At 72.7% G+C, this 18,104-nt stretch carries 12 protein-coding genes; 4 read left to right on the top strand and 8 right to left on the bottom strand.

Annotation, left to right across the window (positions count from 1 at the left end; genetic code table 11):
* Window positions 1-21: 21 nt before the first annotated feature.
* The 3 genes from GA0070564_RS02840 to mca all read right to left on the bottom strand — a co-directional run bounded on the left by GA0070564_RS02840 (window position 22) and on the right by mca (window position 3,956).
* Window positions 22-2,490: a putative bifunctional diguanylate cyclase/phosphodiesterase gene (locus GA0070564_RS02840; protein ID WP_425412419.1), complete on the bottom strand. Its 2,469-nt coding sequence runs from the start codon at window positions 2,488-2,490 to the stop codon at window positions 22-24.
* A gap of 242 nt (window positions 2,491-2,732) precedes the next feature.
* Window positions 2,733-3,026, bottom strand: a complete 294-nt coding sequence (locus GA0070564_RS02845) for a hypothetical protein (RefSeq protein ID WP_091601993.1) — start codon at window positions 3,024-3,026, stop codon at window positions 2,733-2,735.
* A 48-nt stretch (window positions 3,027-3,074) separates the two neighbouring features.
* Complete coding sequence (gene mca, locus GA0070564_RS02850; RefSeq protein WP_088969878.1) at window positions 3,075-3,956, bottom strand: mycothiol conjugate amidase Mca; 882 nt, start codon at window positions 3,954-3,956, stop codon at window positions 3,075-3,077.
* A gap of 209 nt (window positions 3,957-4,165) precedes the next feature.
* Between mca and GA0070564_RS02855 the strand changes: the two genes are divergently transcribed.
* Together GA0070564_RS02855 and greA are read left to right on the top strand one after the other, a co-directional pair.
* Window positions 4,166-4,600 (top strand): DUF4307 domain-containing protein, encoded by a 435-nt coding sequence (locus GA0070564_RS02855; protein WP_091601996.1) that lies wholly within the window; start codon window positions 4,166-4,168, stop codon window positions 4,598-4,600.
* A gap of 116 nt (window positions 4,601-4,716) precedes the next feature.
* On the top strand, window positions 4,717-5,217 hold the full coding sequence (gene greA / locus GA0070564_RS02860; protein ID WP_091601999.1) for a transcription elongation factor GreA: 501 nt from the start codon (window positions 4,717-4,719) through the stop codon (window positions 5,215-5,217).
* Between the two features lie 226 nt (window positions 5,218-5,443).
* On the opposite strand, the gene ilvA is transcribed toward greA, so the two are convergent.
* The 3 genes from ilvA to GA0070564_RS02875 all read right to left on the bottom strand — a co-directional run bounded on the left by ilvA (window position 5,444) and on the right by GA0070564_RS02875 (window position 9,334).
* A complete protein-coding gene (ilvA, locus tag GA0070564_RS02865) occupies window positions 5,444-6,661 on the bottom strand; it encodes a threonine ammonia-lyase (protein ID WP_091602002.1) in 1,218 nt (405 codons plus the stop codon).
* Window positions 6,662-6,766: 105 nt separating this feature from the next.
* The gene (locus GA0070564_RS02870; protein ID WP_091602005.1) at window positions 6,767-8,176 is read right to left on the bottom strand and encodes an amidase; all 1,410 of its coding nucleotides are present in this window, start codon (window positions 8,174-8,176) and stop codon (window positions 6,767-6,769) included.
* A gap of 18 nt (window positions 8,177-8,194) precedes the next feature.
* The gene (locus GA0070564_RS02875) at window positions 8,195-9,334 is read right to left on the bottom strand and encodes a cystathionine gamma-synthase (RefSeq protein WP_091602008.1); all 1,140 of its coding nucleotides are present in this window, start codon (window positions 9,332-9,334) and stop codon (window positions 8,195-8,197) included.
* Window positions 9,335-9,513: 179 nt separating this feature from the next.
* On the opposite strand from GA0070564_RS02875, the gene GA0070564_RS02880 reads away from it, so the two are divergent.
* Entirely contained in the window at window positions 9,514-9,924 is a 411-nt protein-coding gene (locus GA0070564_RS02880; protein WP_091602011.1) for an HIT family protein, read from the top strand.
* Window positions 9,925-10,058: 134 nt separating this feature from the next.
* A complete protein-coding gene (msrA, locus tag GA0070564_RS02885) occupies window positions 10,059-10,718 on the top strand; it encodes a peptide-methionine (S)-S-oxide reductase MsrA (RefSeq protein WP_091602015.1) in 660 nt (219 codons plus the stop codon).
* 75 nt (window positions 10,719-10,793) lie between these two features.
* Here the strand turns inward: msrA and GA0070564_RS02890 are convergent, their stop codons facing one another.
* Both GA0070564_RS02890 and GA0070564_RS02895 read right to left on the bottom strand, forming a co-directional pair.
* The gene (locus tag GA0070564_RS02890; RefSeq protein ID WP_141714690.1) at window positions 10,794-11,675 is read right to left on the bottom strand and encodes a hypothetical protein; all 882 of its coding nucleotides are present in this window, start codon (window positions 11,673-11,675) and stop codon (window positions 10,794-10,796) included.
* Window positions 11,676-11,713: 38 nt separating this feature from the next.
* Window positions 11,714-17,827 carry a DNRLRE domain-containing protein gene (locus tag GA0070564_RS02895; RefSeq protein WP_141714691.1) on the bottom strand — a complete coding sequence of 2,038 codons (6,114 nt, stop codon included), beginning with the start codon at window positions 17,825-17,827 and terminating at the stop codon, window positions 11,714-11,716.
* Window positions 17,828-18,104 lie beyond the last annotated feature (277 nt).

Here is an 18,104-nt window from a genome sequence, read left to right on the forward strand (position 1 = left end):
GCCGGTCGGACGCCGGGGTGGTCAGGAGGCGCCGTCGGCGCGCAGCGGGAAGACGTTCGACTCGGCCGAGTCGCGCAGCGTGCCGAGCACCGCGCCGATCTTGTCCGCCGGCATCGGCTTGAAGAAGTGGTAGCCCTGGGCGGCGGTGCAGCCCAGCTCGGCCAGGGTGAGCCGCTGCTCGGCAGTCTCCACGCCCTCGGCCACCACCCGCAACCCCAGTTCGTGGGCGAGCCCCACGGTGGTACGCACGATCGCCGCCGCCTCCGGCGACTCCGCCATCCGGATCACGAAGGACCGGTCCACCTTCAGCTCGTCGACGGCGATCCGGGTCAGGAAGGTCAGCGAGGAGAAGCCGGTGCCGAAGTCGTCCACGGCCAGTTGCACGCCCATCGACCGGAGCGTGGCGAGCACCTCGTCGATCACCTCCAGCTCACTCATCACCACGGTCTCGGTGATCTCCAGGACCAGCCGGCGCGGCGGGACCTTGTGCCGGCGCAGCGCGTCACCGATCTCGTCGGGCAGCGCCGGGTCGAGCAGGCTGCGCGCCGACAGGTTCACCGAGATCGGCACGTCCAGCCCCTGCCGGGCCCAGTCCGCGGCGACGGCGAGCGCCTTGTCCAGCACGTACCGGGTGAAGGTGCCGAGCTGTTCGCTGTTCTCCACCGGGCGGATGAACTCGGACGGGCCGAGCCAGCCGCGCCGCGGGTGCCGCCACCGGATCAGCGCCTCCACGCCGGTCGGCGCGCCGGTGGCCAGGTCGACGGCGGGTTGCAGGGCCAGCACCAGCTGGTCGTCGGCGGCCAGCGCCTCGCGCAGCTCGGCCAGCAGGGCGAGCTGGTCGGTGCTCGCGTCGTCCCGGGCGCTGTCGTACACGGCTACGCTGCCGCCGCCCTCCTTGGCCTGGTACATCGCGATGTCGGCCCGGCGCAGCAGCTCGGTCAGGTCGGCGGTGCCCGCGTCGGCGACCACCACCCCGACGGAGACCTCGACGGACATCCGCACCCCGGCCACCTCGGTCGGGGCGGCCAGCCGCTCGGCGATCTCCCGGGCGGTGCGCAGCGCGTACGCCATCGGGGCGGCCCGGTCGCCGATCACCGGGACCGAGGTCATGAGCAGGGCGAACTCGTCCCCGCCGAGCCGGCCGAGCAGGTCCGAGGGGTGGGCGAGGGCGCCCAGCCGGTTGGCGGTCAGCCGGAGCAGCTGGTCGCCGGCCGAGTGCCCCAGCGTGTCGTTGACCTCCTTGAACTGGTTGATGTCCAGCAGCAGCAGGGCGACGGGCTGGTCGTGGGCGAGCTGCCGCAGCGCCTGGACGCCCCGGCCGAGCATGGCGGCCCGGTTGACCAGCCCGGTCAGCGGATCGTGCACCGCGTCGTACGACGACTGCGCGGTGACCAGCCGCAGCTCGGCGTGGGTGGCGGCGTCGTGCAGGGCGGCGGCGAGGGCGTCACCGAAGGCGGCCAACGCGTCCCGCTCCCGGTCGCAGGGTGGCGCCGAGCGGGGGAAGCGCACCCGCAGCCGGCCGACGGTGGTGTCACCGACGGTCAGCGACCGGGCCAGCTCGTGCGGCCCCGGCTCGCCGCCGGGCGGAGGGCCGATCTCCCGTTCCCGCAGCCGTCCGCCGGCGTCCATCCGGTAGCGCCACCAGCTGCCGTCCGGGCGGGCCACGTCCACGTCGACCGTCTCGGCGCCGAACAGGCCCAGCGCGCCGGTGGCCGCCGCGCCGGCGACCCCCCGCTCGTCGAGCTGGTTGAGGGCGGCGGTGGCCTCGGCGAACGTCCGCCAGGTGCGGCGTTCCTCCTCGGCCCGCAGCCGGTGCCGGTAGGTCTGCTGGAGCAGCCACAACGGCGGTGGGAGCAGCAGCAGCCAGCGGGGGTCGAGCTCCAGCAGGGCCACCACGACGAGCCCCACCGCCACGTTGCCGACGAACATCAGCAGCTTGCCGCGGACCGCCGCGAGCAGCGGCGGGACGATCGGCGTACCGTGCCGCAGCGCGATCTGGGCGCCGCCCAGCCAGGCGGTGACCAGCAGGTAGGTGACCGACCCGGCGGTCAGGGCGAGGGCCAGCTCGGGGGTGGGCGCGGCGAGCAGCGGTCGGCCCAGCGCGGTGGCGACGGCCACGGCGAGCGCGGTGGCGGCGGTCAGGGAGGCGGTGATCCGCACGATCTCCGCCGCCGGTCGCCGGTCGGCGAGCAGCGACATCGCCGTCCAGGCCGCGCCCGCGCCGAGCAGCGCCGCCGTCGGCAGCCAGCCGGCGGGGACGAGGTAGAGACAGACGATCAGCGCCGCCTCGCCCCAGGTGATGCTGACCATCCCCGCCGCGGTGCGGAACCGCAGCCGGGCCAGCTGGGCGAGGGCGAAGGCCGCGACCGCGATCCCGAAGCGGGCGTACGCGGGCAGCGGATCGCCCGGGGGCAGGGTGACCGGGACGGTCCAGCCGACCGCCGTGGCGGCCAGGGCGGTCAGCGCGACGGCGGCGGTGAGCAGGTGCACGCGCGCCGGGGAGCCGCCCGGATGGAGCCGATCGGGCGGATCTCCGGCACTGTCGGAGGTCACCGAGCCCCTCCGACCGTCGGCCGCCGGAGGACACGCCGGGCGGCCGCAGCTGTGCCGGTCATCGGCGCCCCCTTCCGCGCACGGCTCGGGAACTTTCGGTCCCCCCGGCGGAAGGCTAAGCCAAACCCGGTGGCCGCAACAGGGGGCAACGACCGGGTTCGACGTGAATCACGCCCCGACTAGCCGTTCCGACCCTGCTGGTGGCCGTTGGGGGCGTTCGTCGGGGATTCCTGCGCGGTGGTCCCGTCCGTCGGATCGGTGGCCGCCAGGTCGGCTCGGTCCGGCCCGGTCGGCCGGCCCTGGACCGGGAACCGGTCGGGCAGCCGGCGCAGCCGCGAGTTCATGTTGCGGATCAGCAGGACGGTGGCGGTGGCCAGGAGCAGGATGAGGAACAGCCCCATCGGCCCGGCCAGACCACCCGTGCGGGTGTCCCCGAAGTTGTTCTCCGCGAGCACCTGGGCGGCGGTCAGCATGGCGGTTCTCCGATGTGCGGTGGGGTTTCAGCGTAGCTCCCGCCCCGGTCAGCCGGCGTGGGCCGTCTCCCGCACGCCGGCGAAGAGGTCCGACTCGGGCAGCGGGCTGTCCACCACCGAACGGGCGAGCTGGAAGTCCTCGGTGGGCCAGGCCCGGCGCTGCATCTCCATCGGCACGTGGAACCAGAAGCCGTCCGGGTCGATCTGGGTGGCGTGGGCGCGCAGCGCGTCGTCGCGGACGGGGAAGTAGTCCGCGCACTCGACCCGGGTGGTGATCCGCGGTCCCTTGTCGGGGCGGTCCTCCCAGCGCTTGATCCAGTCGTCGTACGGCGACTCGAGGCCGGCGGCGAGCATCCCCTCGTGCAGGGCCATGATCTTGCCCTTGGAGAAGCCGATGTCGTAGTAGAGCTTCAGCGGCTGCCACGGCTCGCCGAGCTCCGGGAAGCGCTCCGGGTCACCGGCCGCCTCGAAGGCCGCCACGCTGATCTTGTGGGTCATGATGTGGTCCGGGTGCGGGTAGCCACCCTCCTCGTCGTACGTGGTGACCACGTGCGGCCGGAACTGGCGCATCAGCCGAACCAGCGGACCGGCCGCCGTCTCGACGTCCTGGAGGGCGAAGCAGCCCTCGGGCAGCGGCGGCAGCGGGTCGCCCTCGGGGAGGCCGGAGTCCACGAAGCCCAGCCAGGCCTGCTCGACACCGAGGATCGCCCGGGCGGCGTCCATCTCGGCCCGGCGGATCTCGGCGATGTTGGCCCAGACGTCCGGCCGGTCCATCTTGGGGTTGAGGACGCTGCCCCGCTCACCGCCGGTGCATGTCACGACCAGGACGTCCACGCCCTCGGCGACGTATTTCGCCATCGTCGCCGCCCCCTTGCTCGACTCGTCGTCGGGATGGGCGTGCACGGCCATGAGACGCAGTTGCTCTGCCACCTTCGGCGCTCCTCGTGCCTACCTGCCGGCGGCCCGTCCGGGTCGGCCGGCTGACCTGCCGGATTCTTCCCCCGTGACGCCTGGACGGCCGATGTGACGGGCCGGCGTTGCCGCTGACCTGCCATCCTTGACTCGGAACCGGGCTGGGAAGATGGACTCTAGCCATTCTTGCCGATGCCGCCGACAACAACGCCAGGAGATACCCGCCGGTGACCGAGACGCACGCCACAGTTCCCCCGGGGGCGCCGGTTTTCCCGCCCGGGCGGTACGGCCGCCGCCGGGAGTCGGGCCGCCGCCGTCCGCTGACCGTCGTCCTGCTGGCCGCGGCGCTGCTGGGCGTGCTGGTGCTGGCCGCCACGCAGCTCTACAGCCGCTACGGCGACCCGGCGTACGACGCCCAGGTGATCACGTACGACGACATCACGGACACCGGGGTGCAGGTGGTGTTCCGGGTGACCCTCCCGCCCGGCGGGACGGCGACCTGCCTGCTGCGGGCCCGGGACCACGACGGTGCCGAGGTGGGCCAGGAGGAGGTCACGGTGACCGCGCCCGGGGGCGACACCCAGGTGACCACGCGGCACCGGCTGACCACCACCGCCCGGCCCTTCATCGGTGAGGTGCTGCGCTGCCGACCGGCGGCCTGAGCGGCAGGTACGCCGGGGTGGCCGGGCCGGGTGATCGACGACACGCCGGGGTGTTTCGCACTGGTAGGGTTGGAGATTCACCTGTCAGCCAGTCCGCACTACCGAGGAGATCGCCGGTGTCCACCAAAGACAACGGAGCGCCCGCCACCTGGCTGTCCCAGGACGCGTACGACCGCCTCCAGGCCGAGCTCGACGAGCTGATCGCCAACCGGCCGGCCATCGCCGCCGAGATCAACGCCCGGCGCGAGGAGGGCGACCTGCGCGAGAACGGCGGCTACCACGCCGCGCGCGAGGAGCAGGGCAAGGCCGAGGGCCGGATCCTCTACCTCAAGGAGCTGCTGCGCACCGCGCAGGTGGGCGAGGCCCCGACCGCCGACGCGGTCGCACCGGGCATGGTGGTCACCATCTACTTCGACGACGACACCGAGGACACCGAGACGTTCCTGCTCGGCTCCCGGGAGATCTCGTCCACCACCGAGCTGACCGTCTACAGCCCCGAGTCCGCGCTGGGCAAGGCGATCCTCGGTGGCCGGCCGGGCCAGACCTGCACCTACACGGCGCCCAGCGGCGCCGACATCAAGGTGACCGTGGTCGAGTTCGAGCCCTTCGCCGGCTGACGACCCACCACGGACCCGCGCCGATCGGCCGGGTTCGACCCCGACCGGGCTGACAGGCCGGTCGGACCCGAGCGATCTCCGTCCGCCCCGGCCGTTCCCGGCCGGGGCGGACGCCGTTTCCGGCGCCGCCCCCGAGGATCTCAACGGACCGGGATGCGGCAGGTCGGGCCGGCCCGCGCCCCGGACCCGGCCGCCTGCCGCACCCCGAGGCCGGCAGCGGGCCGGGTCAGGCCTCGGCGGCGAAGACCTGGTAGCCGCTGGCCCGCAGCGCGCTGATCAGCGTGTCGGAGTGCTCGACGCCCCGGGTCTCCACCGACAGCGCCACCTCCACCTCGCCCAGCCGCAGGTGCGGGTTGGCGCGCTGGTGCTCGACGTCGACCACGTTGGCCCGGTGCTCGGCGATCTCGGTGAGCAGGGAGGCGAGCTGCCCCGGGCGGTCCGTGCAGCGCACGGTGACCCGCAGGTAGCGGCCGGCAGCGGCGAGACCGTGTTCGATCACCCGGAGCATGAGCAGCGGGTCGATGTTGCCGCCGGAGAGCACCGCCACCACCGGCGTCTCCACCGCCACGATGCCGGCCAGCAGGGCGGCCACCCCGACCGCGCCGGCCGGCTCCACCACCTGCTTGCCCCGCTCCAGCAGCATCAGCAGCGCCCGGGAGATGTCCTCCTCGGAGACGGTGACGATCTCGTCGACCAGCTTGCGGACGTGGGTGAAGGTGATGTCGCCCGGGCGGCCGACCGCGATGCCGTCGGCGATCGTCGAGAACGCCGGCAGTCGTACCGGCTCGCCGGCGACCAGCGAGGGCGGGAAGGCCGCGGCGCTGGCCGCCTGCACCCCGACCACGCGTACGTCGGGGCGCAGCGCCTTCGCCGCCACCGCCATCCCGGAGATCAGGCCACCGCCGCCGACCCCGGTGACGATGGTCTTCACCTCCGGGCACTGCTCCAGGATCTCCAGCGCCACGGTGCCCTGCCCGGCGATCACGTCGGGGTGGTCGAACGGGTGGATCAGCACCGCCCCGGTCCGCTCGGCGAAGGTGTGCGCGGCGACCAGCGCCTCGTCCACGTTCGCGCCGACCAGCTCCACCTGCGCGCCGTACCCCTTGGTGGCGGCGACCTTCGGCAGCGGCGCGTTGACCGGCATGAAGACCGTGGCGTGGGTGCCGACCAGCCCGGCGGCCAGGGCGACCCCCTGGGCGTGGTTGCCGGCGCTCGCCGCGACCACGCCGCGGGCCCGCTCGTCGGCGGAGAGCCGGGAGATCCGGACGTACGCGCCGCGCACCTTGTACGACCCGGCGCGCTGCACGTTCTCGCACTTGAGCCAGACCGGCCCGCCGAGCGCGGCGCTCAACGGGCGCGAGGGCTCCAGCGGGGTGGTCCGGGTGACGCCGGCGAGCAGTTCCCGCGCGGCCCGTACGTCGGCGAGACCGACCAGTTCCGTCATGCCCCGATCGTGCCATCCGGGACCGGCCGGTCCGGCGGCGACGCCACCGTCGGGCCGGCCGTCACCTGCCGCGACGCGGCGATCACGGACAGCCCGGACGCGGGGTCAGGCGGTGGCGGTCGAGCCGGTGGCGGCCCGGGGGTAGCCGGGGGCGTGCCGCTGCCAGGGCGCCTGCATCTCGAACTCCCCGGCGACGCCGAGCAGCAGCAGTTCCGAGCCGGGCGGCCCGATCAGCTGGGCGGCCACCGGCAGACCGTCGGGACGGCGGCCGACCGGCACCACGATCGCCGGCAGACCGGCCACGTTCCACGGCGCCGCGTACGGGGCGTACCGGACGTTGACCGTCATGTTGGCCCGCCACGGGCGGTCGGACCAGGCGACCGCCTCGGGCGGGGCGGTGGCCAGCGCCGGGGTGAGCAGCAGGTCCACCGAGTGGTCGGCGAAGAAGCCGATGGCGCGTTCCCGCCAGGCGTCCCGGTCGGCCTGCCTGACGTACCCGCGCCGCTGCGCCCACTCCCCCAGCGCGACGTGCCGGCGGCTGCGCCGCTGGAGGGTACGCGGGTCCAGGCCGGCGGCCCGGACGTCGGCGGCGGCCGCGGCGAACCAGGTCGCCATGCCCTGGAGGCCGAGCGAGGTGGAGTAGACCGGGTCGGCGGGCACGGTGTCGTGGCCGGCGGCGGCGAGCAGGCGGCCGGCGGCGGTGACCGCGTCCCGGTTGGGCTGGTCCGGGTGCACCCCGCGGACCGGCGAGCGGAGCGACACCCCGACCCGCAGCCGCGGCGGCGGGACCAGCTTCTCGACCCGCCGGCCGGCCAGCACCTGGAAGCCGACCGCGGCGTCGGCGACCGTGCCGGTCAGCACGCCGTGCTCGGTGAGGCCGAACCAGTCCTCCGCGCCCAACTGGCAGGGGATGACGCCCCGGCCTGGCTTCAGGCCGACCAGGCCGCAGCAGGCGGCCGGGATGCGGATCGAGCCGAGGCCGTCGTTGCCGTGCGCCATCGGCACCAGGCCGGCGGCCACCGCGGCGGCGGCACCGCCGGAGGAGCCGCCGGGGGTACGGGTGAGGTCCCACGGGTTGCGGGTGACCGCCGACGAGTCGTCGGTGGCCGCCCAGAGGCCGAGCTCCGGCATCCGGGTGGAGCCGAGGATCACCGCGCCGGCGCCGCGCAGCCGCCGGACCACCTCGTGGTCGGCCTCCGCGACCGGGGTACGGCAGGCCGCCGACCCGTTCCAGGTGGGCAGCCCGGCGACGGCGGTGTTCTCCTTGACCGCGACCGGAACCCCGGCCAGCGGCAGGTTCGCCAGGTCCTCCTGCTCGTCGACCTTCTCCGCCTCGGTGATCGCCTCCCCGCCGCGGACCGTACGGAACGCGGCGAGGTCGACGTCGGCCCGGGAGATGTGTTCCAGGTGGTCGGCCACGACCTGGGTGGCCGAGACGTCACCCCGCCGTACGCCCCGGGCGATCTGCTTGGCGGTAGCGCCCACCCAGGTCGGCATGATGTCCCGCACGGCCACCCTTCCCCTCCCCCGCGGTCAGCCCAGCGCCTGCTCCAGATCGGCGAGCAGGTCGTCGACCGTCTCGATGCCGACAGACAGTCGCACGAGATCGGCGGGAACTTCAAGCGGCGAGCCGGCAGCACTTGCGTGTGTCATCCGGCCCGGGTGCTCGATCAGGGACTCCACGCCGCCCAGGGACTCGGCGAGCACGAACAGCTTGGTCCGGTTGCAGACCTCGACGGCCTGGTCCTCGCCGCCGGCCGCACGGAAGGAGATCATGCCGCCGAAGCGGCGCATCTGCTTGGCGGCCACCTCGTGACCCGGGTGCGACGGCAGGCCCGGGTAGATCACCTGGGCCACCTTGGCGTGCCCCTCCAGGTACGCGGCGATCCGCTCGGCGTTGTCGCAGTGCCGGTCCATCCGTACGCCGAGGGTCTTGATCCCGCGCAGGGTGAGCCAGGCGTCGAAGGGCCCGTTCACGGCGCCCATCGCGTTCTGGTGGTAGCGCAGCTCCTCGCCGAGGCCCTTGTCGGCGGCGATCAGGGCGCCACCGACCACGTCGGAGTGACCGCCCACGTACTTGGTGGTGGAGTGGACCACCACGTCGGCGCCGTGCGCGATCGGCTGCTGGAGGTACGGCGAGGCGAAGGTGTTGTCCACCGCCAGCAGCGCGCCGGCCTCGTGGGCGACGGCGGCCAGCGCGGCGATGTCGGCGATACCGAGCAGCGGGTTGGTGGGCGTCTCGATCCAGACGATCTTCGTGTTCGGGCGGATGGCGGCCCGGACCGCGTCGACGTCGGAGACCTTGGCCGGGGTGTACTCCAGCCCCCAGCGCTCGGCCACCCTGGCGAAGAGCCGGTAGGTGCCGCCGTACGCGTCGTCCGGGATCACCACGTGGTCACCCGGCTTGCACACGGTACGCAGCAGGGTGTCCTCGGCGGCCAGGCCGCTGGCGAAGGTGAGGCCCACCGGCCCGCCCTCCAGCGCGGCGAGGCACTCCTGGAGCGCGTCCCGGGTGGGGTTGCCGGAACGGCTGTACTCGTAGCCCTGCCGGGGCGCGCCGACGGCGTCCTGGGCGTAGGTGCTGGTCTGGTAGATCGGTGGGATCACCGCGCCGGTGCGGGCCTCCGGGTCCTGGCCGGCGTGGATCGCGAGCGTCTCGAAGCCGTGACTCATTCCGCAGACGTTAGTCCGCCCTCCGCACCCACCGCCGGCAAGGTGCAAGGAGGGGCCCCCTGTTAACGCATTCGGTAGAGCAGGGGCCCCCGCTTAACACCCCGCTCCGTTCAGGCATGATCGCCCGAGCGGCGCCCGCCACCGGGCGGCGTGACGGTCGAGCGCCTAACCTGGGCCGGATGAGCGACTGTGTGTTCTGCGGGATCGTGGCCGGCGACGTGCCGGCGTTCCGGGTCGCCGACGAGCCGGCCGGGGTGGCGTTCCTGGACACCCGGCCCGTGTTCAAGGGGCACGTCCTGGTGGTCCCCCGGACGCACCTGATCACCCTCACCGACCTGCCCGTCGACGAACTGGCCGACTACTTCGGGCTGGTGCAGCGACTGGCCCGGGCCGTCGAGGCCGGGCTCGGGGCGGGTGGCACCTTCGTGGCGATGAACAACAAGGTGTCGCAGTCCGTGCCGCACCTGCACACCCACGTGGTGCCCCGGACGAAGGGCGACGGCCTGCGCGGCTTCTTCTGGCCGCGTACCCGCTACGCCGACGACGCCGAGGCCACGTCGTACGCCGAGCGGATCCGCGCCGCGCTCTGAATGCCTCGACAGGGGACGAAACCGGGCGCGAGGGCCGGGCCGACGACACGGCGCGCCTGAGCCGGACCCGGTCGGGTAAGGAAGCGGGGCGCCGTGGTGTTGCACGCGGGGAGAGGTACGAGAGGAGTCCCACCGTGTTCCTTCGCCGCATGAAGGCCGAACTGCCCACCCCCGACAAGGCGCTGCCCGGACGCCCGATCGCCATGCCGATCGGCGACCGGCACGAGGTGCTGCCGTCCTCGCTCAAGGGCCCGTTCCCCGAGGGCTCGCAGGTCGCCGTCTTCGGGATGGGATGTTTCTGGGGCGCCGAGCGACTGTTCTGGACCCTGCCGGGGGTGATCACCACGTCGGCCGGTTACGCCGGTGGCTACACCACGAACCCGACCTACGAGGAGGTCTGCTCCGGGATGACCGGGCACGCCGAGGTCGTCCAGGTGGTCTACGACCCGTCGACGATCAGCTACGAGGACCTGCTCAAGGTCTTCTGGGAGAACCACGACCCGACCCAGGGCATGCGCCAGGGCAACGACGTGGGCACCCAGTACCGGTCGGCTATCTACACGACCAGCGACGAGCAGCGGAAGACCGCCGAGGCGTCCCGGGACGCGTTCGCGCCGATCGTGGCGCGGGCCGGCAAGGGCGAGATCACCACGGAGATCGCCCCGCTCGGTGACTACTACTTCGCCGAGGACTACCACCAGCAGTACCTGGCGCCGACGAAGAACCCGAACGGCTACTGCAACCACGGGCCGAACGGGCTGAGCTGCCCGGTCGGGGTGGCCCGCACCGCCTGACGTCGGCACCCCGACTCGACCGGGCCGCCCGGTGGCCGGAACTCCGGCCACCGGGCGGCTGTCGTGCTGCTGCCGTCAGCGAACGGAAACCCGCGCCGCCGCCCGGTCCGGACCGGCCAGCAGGGCCGCCGCCGCGAGCAGCGCCACCGCCCCGAGCAGCGCCGGCACCCGCAGGAACACCAGCATGTACGGGTCCCACGCCGGTTGCGGAAGCTGCACCCCCGACAGCAGCGGCACCCGGACCATCTCGATCAGCACCACCAGCGTGACCGGCAGCAGCAGGAGCAGTCCCGCCCTGCTGAGCAGCGCGGCCTTGCGTGCTGCCGGGCCCCGGCTCCGCATCCGCCGATATCCCCAGCCGGCCAGCAGCCAACCGACCACGGCACCAAGCAGAGCACCTGCCGCGGTGAGCCAGGGCACCGACGCCGGTTCGGTGCGGTGCACCCGGATCACCAGGTCGTCGTGTGAGCGGCCCTGCGCCTCGCCCGCATCGTCGTAGCGGACCTCGCTGGTGACCGTCGCCACCTGATCGTCCCGGGTGGCGACCAGATCGTCGCTGTACGGCAACCGGTCGACGGTCCACCCGTCGGCGCGGAAATTCGCGGCCAACCGGCCCCAACCCCCCGCCGGCCCGTTGCCCCGGTCCGGCAGGGTCACCTCGACGTAGCCCGGCACGTAGTCGTCGTCACCGACGACCGCCCGGACCGCCCGCTCCACACCGCCATCACCGGCGTAGTCGTAGACGAACAGCGCGTCGCGACGTCGCAGTTCGTAGCCGGCCTGATCCGGTACGGCCCGGGCGGCGGCCGCCACAGCCTGCTCGTCGCTCGGAAGCGGTTCCGCCGTCTGCCACCCGGCCCAGGCCGCGAGCGACCCGACCAGGGCGGCGAGCACCAGAGTCAACGCCAGCGCGCCCGGGAGGGCGCGCGGCTCGGGCAGACCGAGTCGACCAACCATGTGCCGCGCACCCATCCCGTCACTCCTGTCGATGAAGGTCAGGAATATACCCAGACCGAATTACGGATACGGATCCAACTGCCGGCCTTGCGCCGCCAGAGGTAGTAGATCGAGTGATCCGTCGACCGGAACGAGTCGACATCCGGCATGCAGTTCCAGGTGTTCGAGTCACGACCCGGCGGCAGCCAGTCGCGTCGACCTCCACCGTCCGGGTGGTCCGCGACCTGGAGCCAGTAGCGGCTCCGGTTGTGCACCACACCGCACGGCTTCCACCACTTGCGGGTGCAGTCGTCCACCCCGTACCCGGACACGTCACTGCAGTTGACGGGGTCGCCCTTGCAGTACTCGTAGGGATTGTCGCTGCCGCCGTAGAGCGCGTCCACGGACAGGAACCGACCCGTACGGGTGTTGTAGAGGCGTACGCCCATCAGCAACACGCCCGAGCCGGCGTCGGTGGCCCGCTGGTGGACGCCGAGCCAGCCGTAGCGTGGCTCGTCCGCCCCGGCCTCGGTGCGGGGGGTGCCCCACTCCTGCAGATCGTTGGTGCTGGACAAGCCCGGGTCGGTGTCGTGCACGGTGGCGACCAGGTCGCTGTGCAGGTTGGCCACCTGCCAGTCGAGAGCCCCGCTCGAGCTGTCGAAGACGCCCGCCAGCCCGGCGATGCCGCCGACGACCCGGGTGTAGCTGCCGTCCGCCTCCTGCGTCCAGGCCGGGGTGTCGCCGTCGGCGTCGTAGTGGTTGACCGCCGAGACGGTCCCCCCGGTGCCGCTGTCGGTCCACGAACGGATCCGCTCACCGGTGACGTCCAGCGCGTAGTCCGTGGTCCGGCCGTTCTGCCGGATCGTGTCCACCAGATCCGTGCCGTGGTAGGTCACGGTCACGTCGCCCGCCGCCGGGTTCTCCGTGTCGACGGCGGGGACGGTGGTGGTCCGACCCAGCGGGTCGTAGCCGTACCCGGCGCTGTTCACCCGGTCGGCGCCGTCGTACGTCCAGCTGCGGCTGCCCGCCGCCGTGGCGGTCTGGCAGGTGCCGTCGGACGCCGAGGCGTACTCGGTCACGGTGTTGCGGTTCGACGAGGCGCCGAAGGCGTACGCCCGGGTGGTGCACTGGCCACCCACGACGTCCCCGACCGAGGTCAGCCGGCCGGCCTGGTCGTAGCCGTAGCTCTGCTCGGACAGCGACGAGGTCCGCTCCCGCCACTGGTTGTGCGCGGACGCGACGACCGACTCCTGGTAGAGGGTGCAGTCGGCGCTGCCGCAACCGGGCTTGACGTAGGTGACCTCCGTACGGGCCCCGGTCTCGTCCGTCGACACCGTCACCACGATGCCGTTGGGCCACGTCTCGGTGAGGTCACCGGCGCCGTCGTAACTGCCGGTGAACCGGCCGGCCTGGGAGTCGTCGATCGACGTCAGCAGCCCACGCCGCTCACTCCCCTCGTCGTAGCCGTAGCTGCGCTGCCCCTTACCGTCGTTCGTGGTCGCCAGCCGGCCGACCAGGTCGTACGTCCGGGTCGAGGCCGAACCGTCGGCGTCGGTGTAGGAGACGAGACGGCCAAGGGTGTCGTACCCCTTCACCACCTCGGCGGTGACCGTGGCGCCGACCACGGACTGGATCCGCGCCTCCAGGCCGGTGGCCGGGTCGTAGACGACCCGCCGGATCGGAGTGGCCGTGCCGAGCCCCGAGGCCACGGTGACGGCTGTGTCGAGCGGCCGGCCCGCGCCGTCGTAGCTGACGGTGGTGGTCCGGAGCACGCCGACGCTGGTCCGCTCCGTGGCGGTCCGCGGCTGGTTGAACATGTCGTAGGTGGTCACGGTCGCCGGGAGTTCCGGACCGTTGGCCGCCTGGCCTCCGGGCTGGACCCGGCACGGCAGGTTCGCCCACTCCGGGCGCGAGTCGCACTCGGCGTAGCCGGAACCGGTCCCGGACCGGTAGTAGATCGTCCTACGGGTGGACGGGGTGGTGGTGCTCGTGCCGCCCGCCGGCGTGGTGTTGGCCGTGACCAGGCCGGTGGCCGCGTCGTAGCTGGTGCGGGTGGTCAGGGCGAGCCCCGACGGGTCCACCGTCACCACGGTCGGCTGGCGCAGCGTCCAGTCGTAGGTGGTGCTGGTGGTCCGGATGTCGGAGCTGGTCTCGACGCCGTTGGGATACCACTTGACGCCGACTTCCTCCTTGGTGACCAGGTTGTACGGACCACCCGTGGTCGGTGCGCCCTGGTCGAAGGTGCGGCTGGTGTACCTGCGGCCCCGGACCGTGCTGCCGGTGGAGAGCAGGACGTCGTGCTCCGGCTCCTCAATCAGGAAGAGCCGCTGCCCGTCGGAGGAGTAGCTGTTCAGCGTCGACAGCGCCCGGGCGAGTGCGGTCTCCGCCGCGGCGTTGTCCGTGCCGCTGGCGTCCAGCGCCCGGGCCCGGTTCGCGGCGGTCAGCGTACGAAGGACGTTGCCCCACTTGTCGTACCAGGTGGCGTCGACGTGGCCGCCCGGCTGGGCGGTGTTCACCTGTCGGGCGTTGGCGTCCAGGTAGGTCACCGTGGCCCGCTCGTACGACGACGGCAGGGTGCCAGTGGCCGGGTTGCCGTCGGGCACCTGGTCCGCGGGGTAGACCGCGGTGGCGTCCGTCGGCCCCTCCGTCTGGTACCAGCGGGTGGTCTGCCCGGCCGACAGGTCGTAAGGAGCCCCGGCGCCGGAGATCGGCACCTTGTAGACCACGGTCGTGGTGGCCGTGCCGGCGGCGAGCGCCGATCGGCTCACCTTGGACAGCCGGCCGGTACCCGGGTCACCGGGAAGCGTGGTGTAGCTGAGCTGCCAGGGTTCCTGGCCCTTCGGCTTCACCGCCGTCAGGATGCCGTTCGCGTCGTAGTCGTAGGTCACCCAGAGGTGCCGGTTGGTGCCGGCGTCGGTCCAGTCCAGTCGGGGGTCCCAGCTGCCTCGGAGCCGGCCGGAGCCGTCGTAGGCGTACCGGGCCACCGGCACCGTACGCATCGCCGGGGTGGGCAGGTCCGGGTCCCAGGCGGTGAAGGTGACCTCCTTGAGCCGGCCGAGGGAATCACCCCAGGCGGCCTCGGTGGAGCCGGTGGCGGTCGTGGCTCCCGCGTAGGTGAGGGTCAGGGCCCGGCAGCCACGGACGAGGGTGGTGCAGTCGACACCGGAGACCGGTGCCAGGATCCGGGTCGGGCGTACCACCTCGGTTCCCCCGACCGTGGCTTTCTCCCAACTCACGGTGGTGGTCTGGTTGCTGCCCGGCACGGTCACCGAGGTGGGGAAGTACCGGCCGGCCGCCGTCGAGGCGATCCGGCTGAACAGGACCGTCCGCCCCTTGTCGTCCTGCAGCCGGTACGCGTCCGCCGTGGCGTCGTACGTCAGCTGAAGGTCCTCCAGCCCGATCTGCGGGTCGAACACGGATGCGGTCCGCTTGGCGAAGCCGATGGTGTCACCCTCGACCAGACCGACCTGCACGAGCGAGCCGTACACGGTCAGCGAGTTGTACGGGGTCTCGGCCTCCTCGACGACGACTCCGGAGACCCAGCCCGGACCGAACATGCCGCTCGGGTCCGTCTCGGTGGACCGGCGGGTGTTGTAGGAGCGGCTCAGGGTCAGGTCGCTGCCGTACGACTTCACCGAGACGTCCGTGTCGGTCAGGGTGTAGTTGCCGGTGATGAGGTTGACCGAGCCGGGCCCGACGTCCGTGGAGGCGGCGGATGCCTGAGTACGGTCGAACCTCATCTTCACCGTGCTGGAGGTGCCGCCGGTGCCGCCGGTGAAGGTGCCCCGCAGCTGCAGCGGCCCGTCCCGGGGGATCGACTGCGCGTCGACCGCCGCGAGGGTGGCCTCGACGTCCCAGTTCAGCTTCGGGAAGGTGCCCCCGCCGCTGGTGGCCACCGGCCAGGTCACCGCCCCGCCGCCGACGGCCAGGGTGACGTGCCCGGCCGGGATGTTCACCCACGCGTCGGCGTCGCCACGCCGCCACTGGTAGGTGACCCCGGTCGCCGCCGCTTGGCCGATGCCGGTGATCGCGGTCTTGGCCGCGGTGATGTCGCCCTCCCGGGGTGCGGTCACCGCGCCGGAACCGACGTTGAAGGTGTAGCTGCGGACGGCCGAGGTGTTACCGGCCCGGTCCTTGGACCGGACGTAGAGGGTCTGCGGTCCGTCGGCGGTCGGGGTGATCGAGACGGTGGCCGCGCCACCCAGGGTGGCCGCGTTGACCGTCTGGTTCGGCGGGTTGGTGTTGAGGCCGTACTCGTAGGAGGCGACGTCGGTGACCCCGGACGCGCCGAAGGTGAAGCTGCCGGCGGTGTTCGCCGCGCCGGCCCACTGGTTCTCCGGGTAGCCGGTCGACGAGACGGTCGGCGTGGCCGCCGGCGCGGTGGTGTCGACGACGACGGCGCAGTATCCGGTCCAGGCGCCGTTGACGATGCCGTCGTTGCCTCGGACCCGCCAGGAGTAGGTGCCGCCCTCGGCGAAGGCGCCCGCCGGCACGGTGGTGGCCTGCCAGGCGCCGGAGGCCGCCGGGCCGACGATTCCGCCGCCGATCCGGGTGCCACCGCCCGTGAGCCACTCGAACTCGGCCTTGACCTGCGAGCCCTCGGCGTCGTTGAGCTGCGCCCGCAACTGCGGAGTCTTCGTGTTGACGTACGGCAGGTTCGACCCCGTCACACACGCGGTCGACGGGATGGTGGCCCGGGAGCCGACGGTCGGCGGCGTCTGGTACGTCAGGTTGACGTACGGGTCGTAGCTGCCCTCCATCGAGCTGAACTTCTTCCAGCCGACGCTGTCGGTCTCGGAGGCGGCGCGCAGGCCGACGTTGGCGGTGGTCCATCCGCTGTTCGCGGTCATGGCGAACACGCTGGTCACCGAGACGTTGCCCCAGCCGTCGTTGCAGCTGGTGTTGTAACCCTTGGTGGTGGAGGTGTAGCCGCTGAGTTCCCGCCAGGTCGGCTGCGCGGTCCACCGGGCGGTGGTGTCGACGTAGTCGACCCGGTACGCCTCCCACTGCCTCGGGGTGCACGACCACGAGTGGTTGTTCCACAGGTAGAGCGTCGCCGCCTGTACCTGCTTGCCGGTCAGCCAACCCAGGCTGCGGAAGCTCAGGAACGACCTCGCCCTGGTGGTGCCTCCGTCGTAGGTGCCGAGCTTCAGCTCGGTGGCCGTCGACTGGTCGGAGGTGTAGTCCGACTGGACGAACGCGTCGTAGTTCGGCTTGAGGGTGACCGCGGGGTCGATGGTGACCGGGAAGACCGTCTTCGGGTCGGTGAGCCACGCCTGGTCCGGGGTCAGCGTCATCGCCACCCGGCCGGCCTTCGCCGCCGCCACCTTCTTGCCCACGTGGGCCCTGCGGACGTGCTCACCCGACTGCGGGTCGACCCGGGCGTCCCACATGACCGGTTCCGGGGAGACGCCGATCGCCGCGCCGGCCTTGTTCCGGATCTCGAAACCGCCACGCCTGTCGTCGGTGACGGTGAGGCCCCTGCCGCGCAGCGGCAGCGACAGGTCACGCACCTGCGCCACGGCCGCCCGGTTCTTCACCACCAGGAACTGCTCGAACCCGGTCCGGGTCGACTCGACCACCAGGTCCACTCCGGGACGGACCTCGGCGTACGTGGCCTTCGTCCCCTCGACCACCGGTGCCGGCAGCGGCCCGGACCAGCCCAGCGACACCGTGCCGCCGTCGGCCTGAACCGTCGCCAGGTCGTGCTCACCCGCGCCCGCGGCACCGGAGAGCCGCAGCCCGGCCGGATGCGCCCGGCCGGCCACCGACCCGTCGGCCTGCGGCACGAGGGTGAAGTCGACGGGCTTCCAGCCGCCCGACTTCCCGTCCCGCAGGCGGACCGGACCCAGGTGAACCTCCGCCTCCACCCGACCGTCCGGCAACGCCCAGAACTCCGACGTCTCCGACGTCATCCCGGTGATGCGGACCTTCTTCTTCGTCAACCGCGCGGTGGCCAGCGCCGCCGCCTCGTCCGGCCGCTCGAGCGCCTGCGGCCCGGCGGGGGCCGGCTTCGCCGGTGGCGCCGCGACCGCCAGCGGTGCGACGACCTGGTCGGCCATCGTCGCCGCCAGGACCACGGACAGACCGACGGCCAGCGCCCGACCTCCCCGGCTGGTCGGCAGGTGGGGAACCCTCGACGGCGAACCCCACACCGATCTTCCTGGACTCACTGAACCTCCTGAATTTTCTTCGGAAACTGTCAGGAAGGTACGGCGGGCAAGCTTGATCCACTAACCCTGCACGGTGGAGGGCAGCTGGCCGCGAGGTGTCCGAGGTTCCACGGTGACGACCGGCTCGCCCATCGCCGCAGTTCGAGGCCGGCGGACGACCCGCGACGTAACACAGGGTCAGGAAGCCGAGTGACGCAATTCACTGCCTGGCCAGGTTTGCCGTCCACCCTGGCCGATCTCATCGATCCGAGGTCGCGCGACGACCCCCGCCGAGCCC

This window comes from Micromonospora mirobrigensis, from assembly GCF_900091555.1.
GTDB classification, from domain to species: Bacteria; Actinomycetota; Actinomycetes; order Mycobacteriales; family Micromonosporaceae; genus Micromonospora; species Micromonospora mirobrigensis.